This is a genomic window from Streptomyces sp. NPDC050433 (assembly GCF_044458565.1).
Lineage (GTDB): Bacteria > Actinomycetota > Actinomycetes > Streptomycetales > Streptomycetaceae > Streptomyces.
In genome coordinates this window covers 148613-166868 of the sequence record NZ_JBITIB010000003.1, presented here as the reverse complement: position 1 = coordinate 166868, position 18256 = coordinate 148613, and the positions used below count along the sequence as shown (strand labels likewise).

The following is an 18256-nucleotide window of genomic DNA, read 5'->3' as shown; positions in this document are numbered from 1 at the left end:
CCTCTTCGGCGATCGCGGTGTCACTCCACCGTGCCCCACCCCGCGCCCCCGCGCGCGGGGGCGAGGGGCTTGACCGGCCACCTGGTCCATACCAAAATCGCGCCAATGCCCGTGCGAGCACCGCTTGCTCCCCCCATGTCGGGTCTCACTCGTTCGTGCCGCACGCCAGAAGGTGACCTACGTGAAAAAGCGCTTCCTTGCCGGCTCCGCCGTGTTCGCGTCCTCCGTCGCACTGGTGGGATGCGGGATGCTCCCAGGCGGGGACGACAAGGTCATCACCATCTGGCTCATGAAGGACAGCGTCTCCTCCGCGTATCTGGAGCGGTTCACCGCGGCGTACGAGGAGGAGAACCCCTCGGTCCGGCTGGAGGTCGAGATCCAGGAGTGGACCGGGATAGGCAAGAAGGTGATGGCCGCGCTGGAGGCCGACGACTCGCCGGACGTCATCGAGGTCGGCAACACCCAGGTCGCGCAGTACGCGGAGAGCGACGGCCTGCGCGACCTCACCCTGGAGTCCGTACGGGACCTGGGAAGCGAGGACTGGCTGCCCGGTCTCGCGGAGCCCGGCAGCATCAACGGCTCGCAGTTCGGCATCCCTTGGTACGCCGCCAACCGCGTCGTCATCTACAACAAGGACCTCTTCGCGCAGGCCGGGATCGACGAGCCGCCCAAGACCCGCGCCGAGTGGCTGGACATCACCGCCCAACTCGACGAGGGATCCCAGCAGGGCATCTATCTGGCCGGCCAGGACTGGTACACCCTCTCCGGCTTCATCTGGGACGAGGGCGGCGAGCTGGCCGTCGAGGCGGGCGGTGAGTGGGAGGGCCGGCTGGGCACGCCCGAGGCGATCAGGGGCATGAAGTTCTACAAGCAGTTGCAGGCGCTCGGCGACGGCCCCAAGGGCTCCGACGAGGTCAAGCCGGAGCAGGAGGCCGAGTTCGCCAGGGGCGACATCGCGCAGATCATCGACACCCCCAACTCGGCGGTCCAGATCGAGGAGAAGAACCCCGGACTCAAGGGCAAGCTCGGCTTCTTCCCGGTCCCCGGCAAGACCGCTGGCGCACCCGGCGCCGTCTTCACCGGCGGCTCCGACCTCATCGTCCCCAAGAACTCCTCGCACCGTTCGGCGGCGGTCGAGGTGGTGAAGGCGCTGGCCGGCGAGAAATGGCAGACCGAGCTGGCCAAGACCATGAGCTACGTGCCGAACAAGACGACGCTCGCGGGCGTGATCGAGGGCCAGGAATCCACGGCCGCGATGGCGGCGGGCGCCGCGCAGGGCCGGGCGACGCCGAACTCGCCGAAGTGGGCCAACGTGGAACTGGACAACCCGATCAAGCCGTACATGACGGCGGTGCTCCAGGGCGAGGACCCGAAGTCGGCGGCCGAGGTGGCCGACACGAAGATCTCGGCGGCGCTGCGGTAGGTGGGGGCGGGGGCGCGGGGCGTGGGCCGCCCCCGCCGGACGCTTTCCCGCCCTTCGGGCCGCAAGGGCAGACGAGGACAGCTTCTCTCCGGACACCGCCCGGCCTCCCGCTTGCGGCCGGGCACTTTGCCAACGCGTTACCCGTTGGTCCCGGCCATTCAGCCGTCTCACATCCCCGCTCCGCCGGGCTGTCATGTCGAATCCAGCCGGTCACGGAAGAAACAAGGTGCCGGGTCGCCGCGTCTGCGGCGTCCCATGACCGCTCGTACCTTCGTCCGGCACAGGAGACCGCTATGTCCGCCTCACCCGCCGTGATCCCCGCGCAGCTCCCGGCCCCTCTCCCCGCCCCCGCGCAGCTGCCCCTCCCCGCCGCTGCCCCCGTCCCCGACCTCGACCAGCGCTATGTCGTCTCCCTCGCCCGCGACCAGGACGACGTACGCGCCGCCCAGCGCCTGCGCTACATGGTCTTCGCCGGCGAGATGGGCGCCCTGATCGAAGGGCCCGAACCCGGCCTCGACAGTGATGCCTTCGACGCCTACTGCGACCACCTGCTGGTACGCGAGGCCGAGACCGGTGAGGTCGTGGGGACGTACCGGCTGCTGCCGCCGGACCGTGCCCGTGCCGCCGGACGGCTCTACTCCGAGAGCGAGTTCGACCTCCAGCGGCTCGACCACATACGCGACGACCTCGTCGAGGTCGGCCGCTCCTGTGTCCACCCCCTGCACCGCAACGGCGCCGTCATCGCCCTGATCTGGGCCGGGCTCGCCCGCTACATGACCCGCACCGGGCACAACTGGATGGCGGGCTGCTGCTCCCTCACGCTGAGTGACGGCGGCGCGCTCGCCTCCGCGACCTGGAACACCGTCAAGGACCGGAACCTCGCGCCCGAGGAGTACTGGGTCACCCCGCACCGCCTCTGGACCCCGGACAACGCCACCGAGCCCGCCGCGCGCGCCGAACTCCCCGCGCTGCTCCGCGGCTACCTGCGGCTCGGCGCGTGGGTCTGCGGCGCGCCCGCGCACGACCCGGAGTTCGGTGTCGCCGATCTGTACGTCCTGCTGTCGCTGCGCCGCACCAACCCGCGCTACCTGCGGCACTTCCTCTCGCTCGCCCCGGCGCGATGAGCGCCTGGCTGCCCACGGCGCCCTGCACCCCGCAGCTCTGCGCCCCCCGCTCCGGCGCCACGCGCCGGGGCACCGTCGCCGCGTCCGCGCGGCTGCTGGCGGGTCTCGGCGCCGTCGTCGCCGGGATCCTGCTCGTCCCGGTGGTCGCCCTGTTCAGCGCCGGCCGACGCGACCGGCTGACCAGCGGCTGGACGCGTACCGTGATCCGGATCTTCGGACTGCGCATCCAGGTCGAGGGCGCACCACTGGCGGCGCCGTTCACCGTGCCGCTCGACGCACCGCTCACCGCGTCGCCCGACGCACCGGGCAGCGGAGTGCTCGTCGTCGCCAACCACATCTCCTGGCTGGACATCCCGCTCATCGCGACCCTGTTCCCCGGCCGGGTCCTGGCCAAGAGCGACATCCGCCGCTGGCCCGTCCTCGGCCTGGTCGCGGAACTCGGCGGCACACTCTTCGTGGACCGCGACCGGCTCCGCGCGCTGCCGGACACCGTTCGAGACGTCCGGGACGCCCTGCGCGCCGGATCCCGCGTGATCGTCTTCCCTGAGGGCAGCACCTGGTGCGGCCGGGACCAGGGGCGGTTCACCGCCGCCATGTTCCAGGCCGCGCTGGACGCGGGGGCGGCCGTCCGTCCCGTACGGATCGGCTACCGCCCGCTGGGTCCCGCCGCCTTCGTCGGGGACGACCCGCTCGCCGCCTCCCTGTGGCGGATCGTGGTGGCCCGAGGGCTCACGGCGGAGATCGAGGTCCTGCCCCTGATCCCCGCCGGTCGCCACCCGGACCGCCGCTCACTGGCCCGCGCGGCCCAGAGCGCCGTCACTCACCCGGATCTCGCCCGGACCGCGCCCGCTCACACCACCGTTGCCAGCGACAGCGCGAACCGTCCGGCCTCGTCCGTCCACCAGCGCGCCAACTCCATTCCCGCCCCCGCCAGTTCGGAGCGGACACCGTCCTGAGTGAACTTCGCGGACACTTCCGTACGCATCTCCTCACCCGCCTCGAACGTGACCACCAGATCCAGCTCGGGGATCTTCACGGCGAGCGCCCGGCGCGCCCTGAGCCGCATCTCGATCCACCGCTGTTCGCTGTCCCAGTACGCCACATGGTCGAAGTCCGCCGGGTCGAAGTCGGCGCCCAGCTCCCGGTCGACGACTGCCAGCACGTTCTTGTTGAAGGCGGCCGTCACACCTGACGCGTCGTCATAGGCCCTGACCAGTACGGCCTCGTCCTTCACCAGGTCCGTCCCCAGGAGCAGCGCGTCGCCGGGCACGAGCAGCGCGCGTACCGACGCGAGGAAGTCGGCGCGCTCGTCGGGGAGCAGATTGCCGATCGTGCCGCCGAGGAACGCGACCAGCCGCGGTCCTGGCGTCTCCGGCAGCACCAGCTCCTTGGTGAAGTCGGCGATGAGCGCGTGCACATGGAGGTCCGGGCGCTCGGCGAGGATCGCGTCGGCGGCGCCGGTGAGCGCGCTCTCGCTCACGTCGACCGGCACATAACTGTCCAGCAGCGGCAGCGCGTCGAGCAGATGCCGGGTCTTCTCCGAGGACCCCGAGCCCAGCTCGACCAGCGTGCGGGCCCCCGTCGCCGCCGCGATCCCGGACGCGCGGGCGAGCAGGATCTCCCGCTCGGCGCGCGTCGGGTAGTACTCCTCCAGCGCGGTGATCTCCTCGAACAGTTCACTGCCCCTGGCGTCGTAGAACCACTTGGGCGGCAGGGACTTGGGGTTTCGGGTCAGCCCGTGCAGCACATCGGCGCGCAGCGCGGCGTCGGTGGTGTCCTCGGGCAGGGTGCGGGTCAGCAGGTACGGGCTCACGCGGGGGGCTCCTTGAGGGGAGTGAGCAGGACATCGGCGCGGGTCGCCGCCAGCAGGGTGTGGTCGGGGACCTCGCACCAGCGCGGATCGTCGTCGTACGGCTCCGCGGCGACGACGGCGCTCCGGCCGGGCTCGGCGAGATACCAGAGCGTGTCGCCCCAGGCGGTCGCCGTGACCGTCTCACCGTCCGTGAGCAGCAGATTCAGCCGGGAGTCCGGCGCCGCCTCCGCCACCTCCAGGACCGTGTCGGCCAGGGCCTGGCCCATGCCGTCGCCGTCCCGCAGCCGGTGCAGCACCAGCGCCCACACGAACGCCGAGTCGGTCCGGGCGTCCAGCGCGAGCAGTTCGGCGGAGGACAGTGAGGCGGCCAGTGGCGCCAGGCTCGCCGGCCAGCCGCGTACGGCGCCGTTGTGGCTGAACAGCCAGGGCCCGGAGGCGAACGGCGCCGCCGCCGCCTCACCGTCCGCGCCCGACTCGGTGGCGTCGCGCACGGCCGCGAGCACCGCACCGCTGCGGACCACCCTGGCCAGGTCGACGACGCTCTGGTCACCCCAGATCGGCCCCGGGCGCCGGTAGCGCGCGGGAACCGGGTCGCCGTCCGCGTACCAACCGACCCCGAAACCATCGGCGTTGACCGTCCCGTGCCGCTGCCTGCGCGGCTCCCAGGACTGCCGGTACAGCCCGTACTCGGGGCTGATCAGCACCTCGCGCAGCGCCACCGGCGGCCCCACATAAGCGATATGACGGCACATCAGACATCACCCGCCGAGCGGGCGGTACGGAACCCGGCGAAGATCTGCCGGCGCACCGGCAGGTCCCAGTTGCGGAACGTGCCGCGGCACGCCACCCGGTCCACCGCGAACGAGCCGCCGCGCAGCACCTTGTGCGCCCCGCCGAAGAACACCTCGGAGTACTCCCGGTAGGGAAAGGCGGCAAAGCCGGGATAGGGCAGGAAGTCGCTCGACGTCCACTCCCACACGTCCCCGATCAACTGCCGTACGCCCAGCGGCGAAGCGCCCCGCGGATAGCTGCCCGCGGGCGCCGGCCGCAGATGGCGCTGGCCGAGGTTGGCGTGCTCGGGGGTCGGGTCCTCGTCGCCCCACGGGTAGCGCCGTGAGCGGCCGGTGGCCGGGTCGTGCCGGGCGGCTTTCTCCCACTCCTCCTCGGTCGGCAGCCTTCGCCCGGCCCAGCGGGCGTACGCGTCCGCCTCGTACCAGCTGACGTGCAGCACCGGCTCGTCGGCCGGCACGGGCTCGACCGCCCCGAAGCGGCGGCGCATCCACTGGCCGGCCTCCCGCCGCCAGAACAGCGGTGCGGCGATGCCGTGTTCACGGATCTGGTCCCAGCCCGCCGGGTCCCACCAGCGGTCGTCGGTGTACCCGCCGTCCTCGATGAAGCGCAGATAGTCGCCGTTGGTCACCGGCACCGTGTCCAGGTGGAACGCGGGAACGAGCCGGTGGTGCGCGGGCCGTTCGTTGTCCAGCGCCCACGGCTCGGCCGAGGTGCCCATGGTGAACTGCCCGGCCGGGACGAGGACTTCATCCGGCAGGTCCGCACGCTTCACGGCATCGGGACCCGGCGGCTCGGGCGCGGTCAGCACGGCGGGACCGCGCCGCAGCTGATGGGTGATCAGCATCGTCTCGTCGTGCTGCTGTTCGTGCTGCGCGATCATCCCGAAGGCGAATCCCGCGTCCAGCAGCGGGCCGCCCCGCAGCGGACTGCTGTCGAGGATGTCCAGCACCCGCCCCCGGATGTCGGAGGCGTACGCGCGCGCCTCGGTGGGCGCGAGCAGCGGGAGCGTGGGACGCAGCGCCCGGGGATGCTCGAAGGCGTCGTACACGGAGTCGATCTCCGGCCGGACGGCCTCCCGGCCGCCGACCGTCCGGAGCAGCCACTGCTCCTCCTGATTGCCGATGTGTGCCAGGTCCCAGACCAGCGGTGACATCAACGGCGAGTGCTGCGCGGTCAGTTCGGGCTCGTCCACGCAGGAGGTAAGGAGGGCGGTGCGTTCGCGCGCGGTGGTCAGCGCGTCGACTGCCCGGCGCCGCAGCGCCTCGACGGATATCCCTTCCGCCGCCCCTTCCGCCGCCGCTTCGGCGGTGCCCTCCGCCGGCTCGGCCGGTGTCCCGGCGTTCTCGCTCATGTGCGCAGCTCCTTCCCGGTCGCGGGGACGTCCATGTCGTCGGCGGGGCAGCGCCCCGGCACGACGTACCGCTCGTTGAAGGCCGCGACGGCCTCCCGCACTGCCTCGCTGGTGCCCATACGGGGCAGCGCCTCCTGCGCGACGGCGAAGCACCGCACCGCCGCGGCGTGCAGCTCGGGGTCGGTGAGCCCGTCGCGGGCCGCCGTGATCCAGAGGGGATTGCCCGGCGCGGGCCGGGCGCCCGCCGTCTCGGCGAGCGTCTTGACGGTCCGGTACACCGTCTCGGCGGCCTCGGGGTCGTCGAACAGCGCGGTGGTCACGGCCAGCGGCACCATCCAGCCGTCGTCCCCCGGCTGGGCGTCGATCATCCGCAGCTCCAGATGGCCGCGCGGGCGCACCGGCGGGAACAGGGTGCTGATGTGGTAGTCGAGATCGGCGCGCACCGGGGGGCGAGGCAGACCACGACGGATCCACTCACGGAAGGTCAGCCCCTCGGGCACCTCCCAGGGGCCGTCCGCCGTCCGGACGCACATCACCGGCGCGTCCAGCGCGTACGCCGCCCACGCGGCACGCGGCTCCCGCCGCATGTCGGGCGACTTGGTGCGCGCCGGATCGAGGTCCGTCCACAGCGCCTGCCTGGTGGACCGCCAGCCGGTGGTACGGCGCGCCTGGACCGGCGAGTTGGCGAACGCGGCCACCAGCACCGCGCCCAGCAGATGGGCGAGCTGCCAGCGCCGGCCGTACCCGAGCGGGCCGGGCTCCTCGTGACCCGCGTCGAGGCACACCTGGATGGAGGCGGACGAACGCATCATGGCGCGGCCCGAGGGGCCGATCCGGTCGAGGTAGGTCTCCATCGCGTCGTACCGCGGCTCCTTCAGGAGCCTGCCGGGTGAGTGCCACGGATCCTGTCCGAGGCCGGTGAGTGTGAGACCGGCCGTACGCAGTTCGTGGCGTACGGCGGTGAGGTCGGCCGCCGTGGAGTCGACGCACTCCATCAGAGAGGCGGCGGGCGCCGAGCTGAGTTCCAGCTGACCACCCGGTTCGAACGTCAGCGCCGATCGAAGGGGCAGGTCCCGAAGGCCGCCGAAGGCCTTGTCGAGACGCTCGGTCCGAACAGGCAGTTCGGGGTCGTACAGATCGTGCACGAGCCATTCGAGTTCAACACCGACGACGCGGGGCGGCCCTGTCTTGAAACATATGCCGCGCACCAGCGCCTCGGCGTCGTCCTCGCGGAGGGGCGGACCCTCCACTGCGAATTCGTCCGACGGCATGGCCGGATCCTCCTGTCGAAGACCGTGACCGGACCCCGTCCCGGAGCTCGGGGCGGGGCGCTTTGTCCAACCTAAGGCCACTCCGGCCGCTTCGCACAAGAGTGCCCTCCCGGACGGGAAACTTGGTTGCCCCGAGCGTGTTTTCCCACCCACGATGCATGCCATGAGCGCACGGCTGCGGGGGATCGCGAAACACACCGAAGAGATCGTCGAGGCGGGCGGATACCGCGCGGCGGACGGCCGCCAGGTGCCGCTGGCCGCGCTGCTGGCCGCCGCCACCGAGGGGACCCGGCTGTACGGCCCGGAGCCCGTCCCGGTCACGCCGGACACCTCCCGTACGACATCCTTCGAGGTCACCGGCGAGAGCAGCCTCCAGGCCGCCCGGCGGATGACAGCGGCCTCACCCGGCTCCGTGGCGGTCCTGAACTTCGCCTCGGCGCGTAACCCGGGCGGCGGCTACCTGAACGGCGCACAGGCCCAGGAAGAGGCGCTGTGCCGGGCCTCCGCCCTCTACATCACCCTGCTGCGCGCGCCCGACTACTACGCGTACCACCGCGCCGACCGCAGCCCGTTCTACAGCGACCGCGTGATCCACTCGCCCGGCGTGCCGGTCTTCCGCGACGACCGGGGGCGGCTGCTCGACGCCCCGTTCACCGTCGGCTTCCTCACCTCGCCCGCACCGAACGCCGGGATCGTCGCGCGCGACCGGCCCGAGGAGACCCCTCGAATTCCGGCCATACTCGCCGCCCGCGCCGAACGGGTGCTTGAGGTCGCGGTGGCGGGCGGCTACCGGCGCCTGGTGCTCGGGGCCTGGGGCTGCGGGGTCTTCCGCAACGACCCGGCGGGCGTGGCCGGCGCGTTCCGGGCGCTGCTGGTCCGAGGCCGGTTCGCGGGCCACTTCGACCAGGTCGTCTTCGCGGTGCTCGACCGCACGGCCGATTCGGCCACGCTGGCCGCTTTCCGCCGCACGTTCGCGGACGACCTGGCGGACGGTCTCGCCGACGACCTCGCGGATGGCCCCGCGGACAACTCCCGCGGCGTGCTGCCGGCTCAGCGCCAGCCGTAACGCTCCCGCAGCCGCCGTACGACCCGGTCGAACCGCCCCCGGTCGAGCGCGCACGCCTCGCGCCGCATGCCCGCGTCGTGGATCCGCAGCACCCGGTCCAGATCCACCCACGACTCACGGCCCTGCCGGTCCCACGGCCCGACCCCGATCGGCACCCACTCGTGGTCACGGTCGTGCCGCTTGCTGGAGAGTTGCACGGCGAGCAGGGTCCCGGCCGGCTCACGGGCCACCACGAGCACCGGCCGGTCCTTGCCGCGCCCGTCGTTCTCCTCGTACGGCACCCAGGTCCAGACGATCTCACCGGGATCCGGGTCACCGTCCCTGTCGGGTGCGTACGAGGTGCGTACGGGCCCCACGTCACGAGGTTCGGCCTCGGTGGTGGCCGAAGGGCCACTCCTGCCGGGGAGTTCGGGCTCGGGGGAGCGGTCGGGGGCGCCGGGTTCGGTGAAGGGCTTCATCCGACCGAAGGTAGGGCCTCGTCACCCCCGGCCGCCGACCGGGTCCGCTCAGCCCCCGCTCATTCCCCGATCAGACCCACCCCTCCAGCGCGGCCATGAACGCGCCGAAGTCGTCGCGGTGCGCCGTATGCCCGGCGCCCGCGACCGCACGGACCTCGAAACCACGTGACCGCAGCTCCGCCGCGTCGGCGGACGACACCATGGGGCTCGGATCGGCGGTCGTCACCAGCGACGGCACCACCGGCCGGGCAGGCCGCAGATCCGCGCCGAAGGCCGGCGCGATGCCGTACGCCGTCCCCTCGTCCCACCTGGCGAGGGTCGCCAGTTCGATCTCCACGTCCTCGTCCTCCCAGCGGGGATTGAGCGCGCGTATCTCCTCGCGCGAAAGGGACTTGGCCGCCGCGAGCAGCGCGGGCCCCGTGCTCTCGATGGCCCCCTTCTCCGGGCCCGGCAGATGCCACGCCGGATCGCAGTAGACCGCGCGGCGCGGCGCCAGCCGCTCCACCGCGAGCGCGAGCGCCATCCCGCCCAGCGAGTGACCGATCGCCACCTCCGCCCCGGCGGGCAGCGTTTCCACGAGGTCGTCGGCGAAGTCCCCCGGTGCGTAAGGCCCTTGGCCGCTGGAACCGTGACCGCGCAGATCGACGGCGATCACGCGCAGTCCGCGCGCGGCCAGTTCGGGCCCCACCCGCCGCCAGGTCCGGTGGTCGGCCATGATGCCGTGGATCAGGAGCGCGACGCGGTCGCCCTCGCCCCAGGTGTGGGTGTGCAGTCGCAAGACAATCCCTTTCGTACGAAGGTGAGTTTCCCGTGCGGTGCCGCGGTGCGCCGTAACGAGGTGACGCGGTGACCGGACCGCACGACAGGCCCCGGAATCCGCCGACGACCCGTCTGGAAAGATGCGGGGGGCGATGAGCCAGTTACCTGAACCACCCTCCCTGCCCCGTCCCGGACGCCCGACCGAACGTCCCGTCCCCACCAGCGCCGACGTCGCCCGCCTCGCCGGAGTCTCGCGGGCCACCGTCTCGTACGTACTCAACAACACCTCCGCCGTACGGATCAGCGAACCCACCCGCCGCAAGGTCCGCGAGGCCGCCGAGGAGCTGGCGTACGTCCCCCACGCCGCAGCGCGCAGCCTGCGCGCGGGGCACACCAGGATTGTCCTGCTCCCCACCGCGCACGTCCCCGTCGGCCCCCTCTACAGCGGCTTCCTCAACGAACTCCAGTGGGCGCTGCGGCGGTTGGACTACACCGTCGTCCAGTACGGCAGCCTCGGCCTCGACGGCGACGAGGCGGCGCGCGCCTGGGCCGAACTGCGCCCGGTGGCCGTCGTCTCCCTCGGCGAGATCGCCCTCACCCCGCAGGGGGTCCAGATACTCAAGCGCTCCGGCGCGAAGGCCGTCATCACGCTCGGCCCGCAGCGCATCGAGGGCGCGCACGCCCTCGTGATGGACCAGAGCGAGATCGGCAGCCGCGCCGTGGACCATCTGCTGAAGCGCGGACGCCGCCGGATCGGCGTCGTGATGCCCGAGGAGCCGGGCCTGGAGCTGTTCTCCGAGCCCCGTCTCGCCGGCGCGCGGGCCGCCGCCGCGGGGGCCTCCACGGGCGCGCGCGTCGAACCGCTGTCGCTGGCCTACACGGAGGAGTCGGCCGCCGCTCTCGCCGCCCGCTGGGGCGGCCTCGGCCTGGACGCCGTCTACGCCTACAACGACGAGTACGCGATGCTCCTGATGCGGGCGCTCCAGGACGCGGGTGTCGACATCCCCGGCGGCACGGCGGTGCTCGGCGCCGACGACCTGCTGCTCGGGCGGCTGCTGCGGCCCCGGCTCTCCACCGTGCGGATCGACCTCGTCACCGGGCAGCGGCTGGCCGCCCTGGTCGACCGGGTCGTGCGCGACCCCGGCGGGGAACCGGAGCGGCACGACCTGATGGGGGCGCGGGCCGTACGACGCGATTCGACCTGACGCCGCCGGCGTCGGACGACCCGCGCGGACGACATGCGGGCCCCCGGGCCGTTGTCTAGCGTCGCCAGCATGAGCACTCACTGGCATCCCTATCCGCGGCGCTTCGAGATCCTGCTGGTACCGGAGCACACCACCGGCCACACCGGTCCGCCGGACGCGTCGACCGCCCTGCGCTCAGCCGTGGTGGAGGTGACCGGAGAGACCGGTGAGTCCGGATACCCGCGCTACGAGGGCGGCGGCATGGTCGCGGACATCGACCCGGAGACCCGCACCGTCGAAGGCCTGCTGATCGACGGTTACGAGGTGGACTACGGCCTCTCGGTACGAGTCCGCGACGCCCCCGACACCTCGGACACCCCCGACGTCGGGGAGCCCTGGACCCGCTGACTCCGCGCGCGCCTCCCATGAAAGAGTGCGCGAGCGAACAGCAGACCGAAGGGGAGAGGGCCCATGAGCGATCCGACGAGCGATCCGATGACCATCCGCGACGTCTACGTCGTCGACGCCGTCCGCACGCCGATCGGAAAGTTCGGCGGCGCGCTCTCCTCCGTACGGCCGGACGACCTCGCCGCCCATGTCGTACGGGCGCTCGTGGACCGTACGCCGGAACTCGACCCGGCCAGGATCGACGACGTGGTGCTCGGCGCGGCGAACGGTGCCGGCGAGGACAACCGCGACGTCGCGCGCATGGCGGCGCTGCTCGCCGGGCTGCCCGTCTCCGTGCCCGGCGTCACCGTCAACCGGCTCTGCGGTTCGGGGCTCGAAGCGGTCATCCAGGCGGCGCGCGCCGTCGCGCTCGGCGACGCCTCGATCGTCGTGGCGGGCGGCGTCGAGTCCATGTCCCGCGCGCCGTGGGTGCTCCAGAAGCCCGAGCGCGCCTTTCCCGCCGGGCACCAGCAGCTGCACTCCACCACGCTCGGCTGGCGCATGACCAACCCCGCGATGCCCGCCGACTGGACGGTCCCGCTCGGCGAGGGCGCCGAGCTGATCGCCGACAAGCACGCGATCACACGCGAGGCGCAGGACGCGTTCGCGCTGGAGAGCCACCGCAAGGCGGCACGGGCGTGGAGCGAGGGGCTGTACGACGCGGAGGTCGTGCCGTACGGGGGAGTGGAACTCGCACGCGACGAGTGCGTCCGCGACAACACGTCCCTCGAAGCGCTCGGCAGGCTCCGGCCCAGCTTCCGTAAGGAGGGCGAGGGTACGGTCACGGCGGGCAACGCCTCACCGCTCAACGACGGCGCCGCCGCACTGCTCCTCGTCGACGAGACGGGCCTGCGGGCGACGGGCCGCGAACCCCTCGCCCGGATCAGGACCTCCGCCGTCACCGGCATCGAGCCGCAGCTCTTCGGCCTCGGCCCGGTCGAGGCGGTGCGCCGGGCGCTGGCCAAGGCGGGCCGGGACTTCGCCGACCTCACCACGTTCGAACTCAACGAGGCTTTTGCCGCCCAGTCGTTGGGCTGCCTCGCCGAATGGCCGGAGCTGGACCCGGCCCTGGTGAACCCGCGCGGCGGCGCGATCGCCATCGGTCACCCACTGGGTGCCTCCGGCGCGCGCCTCGCCGGGTCCGTCGCGCACCAGCTGGCGGCGGCCGGCTCGGGAACCGGTCTCGCCGCGCTGTGCATCGGCGTGGGCCAGGGCCTCGCCCTCGTACTGGAACGCTGACGGCGCCGGCGCACCGACACCGGGCGCCGCGTCAGGCGCCTTACCCGCCCCGCCCGACTTACGCTCCTTCGGCGGTGCCGTTGCCCTGCGCCTTCGCGGCGGCCTCCGCCTCGGCGACCGACTTGCGGACCTCGTCCATATCGAGCGCACGTGCCTGCCCGATCACGTCCTCCAGGGCCGTCTCGGGCAGCGCACCGGGCTGGGCGAAGACCGCGACGTTGTCCCTGACGATCATCAGCGTCGGGATGGAGCGGATCTCGAACGCCGCCGCCAGCTCCTGCTGCGCCTCCGTGTCGACCTTGGCGAAGACCAGGTCGTCGTGGCGCTCGGACGCCTTCTCGTACACCGGGGCGAACTGACGGCACGGACCGCACCATGAAGCCCAGAAGTCGATCAGGATGAAGTCGTTCTCCGACACCGTCCGGTCGAAGTTCTCCTTGGTGAGTTCCACAGTGGCCATGGCCTGATACCTCTTCCTGTTCTCTCCGGATGGGAGCCGCCTGGCACAACGGTGCGTACCACCGCCGTATTCCTCGCCCATTCCCGAAGATCGTGTGGCCATGCGGCGGGCACCGCACCAGACTGTCCCCATGACGGAAGCGATTGAGTACGACGTAGTGGTGCTGGGTGCCGGACCGGTCGGGGAGAACGTCGCCGACCGTGTCAGGGCCGCCGGGCTGAGCACGGCGATCGTCGAGAGTGAACTGGTCGGAGGCGAGTGCTCGTACTGGGCGTGCATGCCGAGCAAGGCCCTGCTGCGGCCGGTGATCGCCCGTGCGGAGGCACGCCGTGTGCCGGGGCTGAGCCCGTCGGTACAGGGTCCGCTCGACGTACCGGCCGTCCTCGCGCACCGTGACACGTTCACCTCGCACTGGAACGACGACGGCCAGGTCGCCTGGCTCGACACGATCGGCGCCGTACTCCACCGCGGTCACGGCCGCCTCGACGGCAAGAAGCGGGTGATCGTCACCGGCCCCGACGGCGGCGAGCAGGTCCTCACCGCCCGCCACGCGGTCGCCGTCTGCACCGGCTCCAGCGCCGTCGTACCCGACCTGCCGGGCCTGGCGGGCGCCAAGCCCTGGACGAGCCGCGACGCGACCAGTTCCCCGAGCGTGCCGGACCGGCTCGTGGTGGTGGGCGGGGGAGTGGTCGGCGTCGAGATGGCCACGGCCTACCGGGGGTTCGGCTCGGACGTCACGATGCTCGTACGGGGCGACGGACTGCTGCCGCGTATGGAGCCCTTCGTGGGCGAAATGGTCATGAAGTCGCTTACGGAGGCGGGCGCCTCCGTACGGACGGGAGTCTCCGTCACCGCCGTCGAGCGCGACGGCGGCAGCGGACCGGTCACGGTGGTCCTCGACGACGGCGAGCGGATCGAGGCGGACGAAATCCTCTTCGCGACCGGCCGGGCACCACGCACCGGGGACATCGGCCTGGACACCGTCGGGCTGAAGCCGGGCTCCTGGCTGACGGTCGACGACAGCTGCCAGGTGGCCGGCAGCGACTGGCTCTACGCCGTCGGCGACGTCAACCACCGCGCGCTCCTCACCCACCAGGGCAAGTACCAGGCCCGGATCGCGGGCGCCGCGATCGGTGCCAGGGCCCGGCAGGTCCCCGTGCTGGAGACCGACCGGTGGGGCGCCCACGCGACGACGGCCGACCACGCCGCGGTCCCCCAGGTCGTCTTCACCGACCCGGAGGCCGCCTCGGTCGGCCTCACCCTCCAGGAGGCCGAACAGGCGGGCCACCGGGTCCGCGCGGTCGACTACGAGATCGGCAACGTCGCGGGCGCGGGCCTGTACGCGGACGGCTACCGGGGCCACGCCCGCATGATCGTGGACCTGGACACCGAGACCCTGCGGGGCGTGACGTTCGTGGGCCCGGGGGTCGGCGAACTGCTCCACTCGGCCACGGTGGCGGTCGCCGGGGAGGTCCCGATCGACCGCCTGTGGCACGCGGTGCCGTCCTACCCGACGATCAGTGAGGTATGGCTGCGCCTGCTGGAGACGTACCGCCGTTAAGTACAAACGGCGGAGGTCATCGCTGAGCAGCGGCTGCGTGGCGCGCTCACTCAGGACGACTTCGGGCTGGCCGGGCCCGAGGGGTGAGAGCGAGAGCAGAGCCGCAAGGGCGAAGCACAAAAGGGCTGTTGCTCCACCATCGCCGTGGAGCAACAGCCCCTTTCAATAACCGAGTTACTGCTGGACCGTCTTCGGCACCGCGGAACCCGCGCGAGCCGACGACGAGGTCTTGCCACGCGCCGTGGTCCGAGCGCCCCCGGTCGCGGTGACGAGTTGCAACGCGACGGAGTCATCGAATGCTCCCCCCTGAACCGCCCCCATACCGTGTTACGTTCCTGCTCCGGATGGGAGGGAATCCTTCCGTGAACTCCGCGTCCTCCGCCGTGACCAGCGCCCGTTTCGTCGCCACCCACAGCGTTCTCACGCTGAACGCGGCCCACCCCTACGTCGCCAAGTCCCTCGTCGACGCCCACGAGATGCACCGCACCGTGACAAGCGCCTCCGCCCGCAAGGGACTTCGCGTGGTGCGGGCGGAGATCCGTGGCAGTCTGACGGTCACCTACCCGCCAGCGCCGGCCCAGGTTCTGACCCAGGGACTGGGGCAAGCGCGTGCGTACAGCTGCGGGCTGCTGCTGACGCGATAGGAGAGAAGGGACAGCAGGGATGCTGGAATGGCGCGCGCTGAGCGCACTCGCCGAGATGGCGACCGTCGTGGTGACGGGCCCGGATCGCGGATTCCTGGGAACGGGCTTCTACGTGGCTCCGCGTACGGTGCTGACGGCCGCTCATGTGGTGCGTGGACAGGTGGGCGGCCTGACTGTCCACTCCGCGACGCGCGGGGAGACCGAGCCCTGCAAGGCCCGCGTGCGCAGCGTGCTCCACACCGAGGAACAGCCGGGCGGAATGATTCCCGTGGAGCAGGACCTGGCTCTGCTCGAACTCGTCGACGATCCCGGCGACCACGAATGCGTCTGGCTGACCGATCTGGCTGCCTGGCACGGCGGCCGTCTGACCGCATACGCCCATATGCACGAACCCGGCACCCGGCAGCCCGTCATGTGGAGCGCGGCGCTGGACGTGAATGCCCGTACCGGCCCGTACGGCCTGCACCTCGCCCCTGCCGTCGAGATCCCGCAGGGCAGCAGTGGCGGGCCCCTGGTCGATTCCAGGGGGGACGTCGTCGGCATGCTCAAAGCCCGCCGCCAAGGTGGCGGAGGGCTCGGAGTTCTCCTATCGGCCCTGCGCGGCTTCGGCCCCGAGTACCAGCGCATGATCACCGAGCACGATCGCTGGCACGGCACCCGCCCGCTGGAGGTCCGCACCACCACCTGGACCCGTGAACAGCAGCTCATGTTCCCCGACTCGGACGGCCGGTTCCGCGCCGATGGGTGGACCCCGCAAGACCGGCGCACCGCGTTCCACCTGTTGGCCTCATTTCCCCACCCCGACACCCCCGCCACCGTCGTCGAACTTGTCCGGAAAGCAATGGACGGCCAACCGGTCTTCCCCGGCCCCATCGGCATCTATCCTGAGCTGCAAGCCTGGCGCGACGGCCACGGATTGCTCGGCGAGCGCACTGTGCCGCGCCCTGCCGCACTGCACCTGCGTTACCTCTGGCTCGTCGCCCAGCACCTGAGAACCCTCGGCGGCGCCGAAGCCCTCCTTGACTGGGTCGACCAGCGTGCCCAGTCCCTCGACGACCTCGGACTCCTCCGCCGACTCCAGGGCCGCACCGCCCGGCCCCGTCCCGCACGTCCAGCAGGCGGCGCTCCTGCCCCCCAACCGTGCTGGACCTCCGGCGCTGCGTTGCTCGTCGGCGTCTCCTCGTACACTCACCTCCCCGACGTCCCCTCCATCCGCAACAACCTCGACGATCTCTCCGCCCTGCTCACCGCCCCCGAATTCGGCATCCCCGAGGAACGGGTGAAGGTGATCGCCGACCCCGTCAACGACAAGGACATACACGACGTCATCGACGACCTCGTCGAACAGGCCGACCCGTCCCACGGCGCCTTCCTCCTCTACTACGCCGGTCATGGCCGAAGCCACCCCGAGCACGGCAGGCTGCTGCTTTCTCTGGCCGGCTCCCGCCAGCACAGGGCCCACTCCTACTGGGCGTTCGACAAGATCCGCGACCACATCTCCGAGTGCGGACTGCCAGTCCGTCTGGTCCTGCTCGACAGCTGTTACAGCGGCTCCGCCCTCGACATGCTCTCCGGACTCACCGACTCCTCCGTCGCCATTGGTGGCACCTATGTGATGACCTCCTCCGGCCCCACGGAGCCGTCGGCCGTGACCGCCGGCCGGAACACCGCCTTCACCGCAGGCCTCCTCGCCGCCCTGCGCGACGGTGTCCCCGCCGCTGGCCCGGTCCTGGACACCGAGACCGTGTACGAATCCATCCGTACGTACTGCGAGAGCCGGAACCTGCCACACCCCTCCCGACAGATCCGCCACGACGGAGCCCGCATCCCCCTCATGCCCAATAGGGCCCACCACCCCCAGGAGTCACGGTGACCGACCGCACGGCCCTCACCCTCACCACCGCCGACGGCGCCCCCGTCCCTGACGCGCTGCGCCGCTTCCTCACCCGCGACCCCACCCTCCAACGCGTCGGCCGCGCCACCTGGCAGCCCGCGGGCCCGCCCGACCCCGGGCAGCTCGACACCGGCCTCGACATCCTGACCCTCGCGATCACCGGCGTCCTCGCACTTCCCTCCGCCATTGACACCATCCGCCGCTGGTGCGTCTCGACAGGCGGTGAGGACACGGCAGTCTGCGTGAGGGGAGGGGACATCTCAGTCACCGTCAGCGGAGCCACCACACCGGAACAGGTAGCCGCTCTGGCTGCGGCACTGACCACTGCTCTGCAGCCGGTGCCGGACGCGGGTACGGCACCGGAGACGGGCAGGCCCTCAGGGGTGTGACGGCGCCCCGATCCGCGCCCGCGGGGATGGAGCCGTCCGGATCGTCTTCAACCACGAGGCAGGGAAGGGATTCCTGCCTCTGCAGTGACCCGCCTCCGGCCTCCGGAGCAATCCCCGTCGCGAAGTGCTCCCCGACCTGCCCGGGGACTCGTCCGGGGGCCCGCAGATGGCGGGGCCGCGATGACTGCGCTCACTCCTGGGGCGTGTCGGCGTTGTGGTTGGCCCGGCCGTACTTGGGCGACTCCCACAATGCGGGAGGCACCTCCCGTGCCCGAAAGGTACGAGCGAAAGCGTGCGTGCCAGGTGTCGTTCGCGGACGGGACACAGCTTGCTCCCGCCGAGCCCCGCAGCACGCTTCCGTGTCGTACCGGACAGGGGCGA

Annotated in this window: 18 protein-coding genes; 11 read left to right on the top strand and 7 right to left on the bottom strand. The window is 71.9% G+C overall.

The window, feature by feature from the left end; translation table 11 throughout:
• The first annotated feature begins 181 nt into the window (after positions 1–181).
• From ACIBLA_RS05615 to ACIBLA_RS05605, 3 genes are all read left to right on the top strand, one after another.
• On the top strand, positions 182–1423 hold the full coding sequence (locus ACIBLA_RS05615) for an extracellular solute-binding protein (RefSeq protein ID WP_363243022.1): 1242 nt from the start codon (positions 182–184) through the stop codon (positions 1421–1423).
• 293 nt (positions 1424–1716) lie between these two features.
• Positions 1717–2547, top strand: a complete 831-nt coding sequence (locus ACIBLA_RS05610; RefSeq protein ID WP_399197848.1) for a GNAT family N-acetyltransferase — start codon at positions 1717–1719, stop codon at positions 2545–2547.
• Complete coding sequence (locus ACIBLA_RS05605; protein ID WP_399197847.1) at positions 2544–3503, top strand: lysophospholipid acyltransferase family protein; 960 nt, start codon at positions 2544–2546, stop codon at positions 3501–3503. Before ACIBLA_RS05610 ends, ACIBLA_RS05605 begins: the two co-directional genes overlap by 4 nt.
• Here the strand turns inward: ACIBLA_RS05605 and egtD are convergent.
• The 4 genes from egtD to egtA are packed head-to-tail and all read right to left on the bottom strand — an operon-like array spanning position 3398 to position 7774.
• Positions 3398–4360, bottom strand: coding sequence for an L-histidine N(alpha)-methyltransferase (gene egtD / locus ACIBLA_RS05600; protein ID WP_399197846.1), 963 nt, complete (start codon positions 4358–4360; stop codon positions 3398–3400). The genes ACIBLA_RS05605 and egtD overlap by 106 nt on opposite strands.
• Entirely contained in the window at positions 4357–5112 is a 756-nt protein-coding gene (gene egtC, locus ACIBLA_RS05595) for an ergothioneine biosynthesis protein EgtC (RefSeq protein WP_363243018.1), read from the bottom strand. The genes egtD and egtC overlap by 4 nt, the downstream gene beginning before the upstream one ends.
• Positions 5112–6503, bottom strand: coding sequence for an ergothioneine biosynthesis protein EgtB (gene egtB, locus ACIBLA_RS05590; protein WP_363243017.1), 1392 nt, complete (start codon positions 6501–6503; stop codon positions 5112–5114). Before egtB ends, egtC begins: the two co-directional genes overlap by 1 nt.
• Positions 6500–7774: an ergothioneine biosynthesis glutamate--cysteine ligase EgtA gene (egtA, locus tag ACIBLA_RS05585; protein WP_399197845.1), complete on the bottom strand. Its 1275-nt coding sequence runs from the start codon at positions 7772–7774 to the stop codon at positions 6500–6502. The genes egtB and egtA overlap by 4 nt, the downstream gene beginning before the upstream one ends.
• Before the next feature lie 163 nt (positions 7775–7937).
• On the opposite strand from egtA, the gene ACIBLA_RS05580 reads away from it, so the two are divergent.
• Positions 7938–8840, top strand: a complete 903-nt coding sequence (locus ACIBLA_RS05580; protein ID WP_399197844.1) for a TIGR02452 family protein — start codon at positions 7938–7940, stop codon at positions 8838–8840.
• On the opposite strand, the gene ACIBLA_RS05575 is transcribed toward ACIBLA_RS05580, so the two are convergent.
• Together ACIBLA_RS05575 and ACIBLA_RS05570 are read right to left on the bottom strand one after the other, a co-directional pair.
• On the bottom strand, positions 8825–9298 hold the full coding sequence (locus ACIBLA_RS05575) for a type II toxin-antitoxin system PemK/MazF family toxin (RefSeq protein ID WP_399197843.1): 474 nt from the start codon (positions 9296–9298) through the stop codon (positions 8825–8827). The genes ACIBLA_RS05580 and ACIBLA_RS05575 overlap by 16 nt on opposite strands.
• A gap of 70 nt (positions 9299–9368) precedes the next feature.
• Positions 9369–10076 (bottom strand): alpha/beta fold hydrolase, encoded by a 708-nt coding sequence (locus tag ACIBLA_RS05570; RefSeq protein ID WP_399197842.1) that lies wholly within the window; start codon positions 10074–10076, stop codon positions 9369–9371.
• 133 nt (positions 10077–10209) lie between these two features.
• Here ACIBLA_RS05570 and ACIBLA_RS05565 point away from each other — a divergent pair, with 133 nt between their 5' ends.
• The 3 genes from ACIBLA_RS05565 to ACIBLA_RS05555 all read left to right on the top strand — a co-directional run bounded on the left by ACIBLA_RS05565 (position 10210) and on the right by ACIBLA_RS05555 (position 12927).
• Entirely contained in the window at positions 10210–11262 is a 1053-nt protein-coding gene (locus ACIBLA_RS05565; RefSeq protein WP_399197841.1) for a LacI family DNA-binding transcriptional regulator, read from the top strand.
• A gap of 69 nt (positions 11263–11331) precedes the next feature.
• Positions 11332–11649 (top strand): hypothetical protein, encoded by a 318-nt coding sequence (locus ACIBLA_RS05560; protein ID WP_363243011.1) that lies wholly within the window; start codon positions 11332–11334, stop codon positions 11647–11649.
• An 87-nt stretch (positions 11650–11736) separates the two neighbouring features.
• Positions 11737–12927 carry a thiolase family protein gene (locus tag ACIBLA_RS05555; RefSeq protein WP_399197942.1) on the top strand — a complete coding sequence of 397 codons (1191 nt, stop codon included), beginning with the start codon at positions 11737–11739 and terminating at the stop codon, positions 12925–12927.
• A 58-nt stretch (positions 12928–12985) separates the two neighbouring features.
• Here the strand turns inward: ACIBLA_RS05555 and trxA are convergent, their stop codons facing one another.
• A complete protein-coding gene (gene trxA / locus ACIBLA_RS05550; RefSeq protein WP_363243010.1) occupies positions 12986–13387 on the bottom strand; it encodes a thioredoxin in 402 nt (133 codons plus the stop codon).
• 130 nt (positions 13388–13517) lie between these two features.
• On the opposite strand from trxA, the gene ACIBLA_RS05545 reads away from it, so the two are divergent.
• The 4 genes from ACIBLA_RS05545 (at position 13518) to ACIBLA_RS05530 (ending at position 17875) form a co-directional block, all read left to right on the top strand.
• A complete protein-coding gene (locus tag ACIBLA_RS05545) occupies positions 13518–14948 on the top strand; it encodes a dihydrolipoyl dehydrogenase family protein (protein WP_399197840.1) in 1431 nt (476 codons plus the stop codon).
• A gap of 362 nt (positions 14949–15310) precedes the next feature.
• Entirely contained in the window at positions 15311–15592 is a 282-nt protein-coding gene (locus ACIBLA_RS05540; protein WP_363243008.1) for a type I-E CRISPR-associated protein Cas6/Cse3/CasE, read from the top strand.
• Positions 15593–15611: 19 nt separating this feature from the next.
• Positions 15612–17465, top strand: coding sequence for a trypsin-like peptidase domain-containing protein (locus ACIBLA_RS05535; protein WP_399197839.1), 1854 nt, complete (start codon positions 15612–15614; stop codon positions 17463–17465).
• Positions 17462–17875: a hypothetical protein gene (locus ACIBLA_RS05530; protein WP_363243006.1), complete on the top strand. Its 414-nt coding sequence runs from the start codon at positions 17462–17464 to the stop codon at positions 17873–17875. Before ACIBLA_RS05535 ends, ACIBLA_RS05530 begins: the two co-directional genes overlap by 4 nt.
• Positions 17876–18256: the final 381 nt, after the last annotated feature.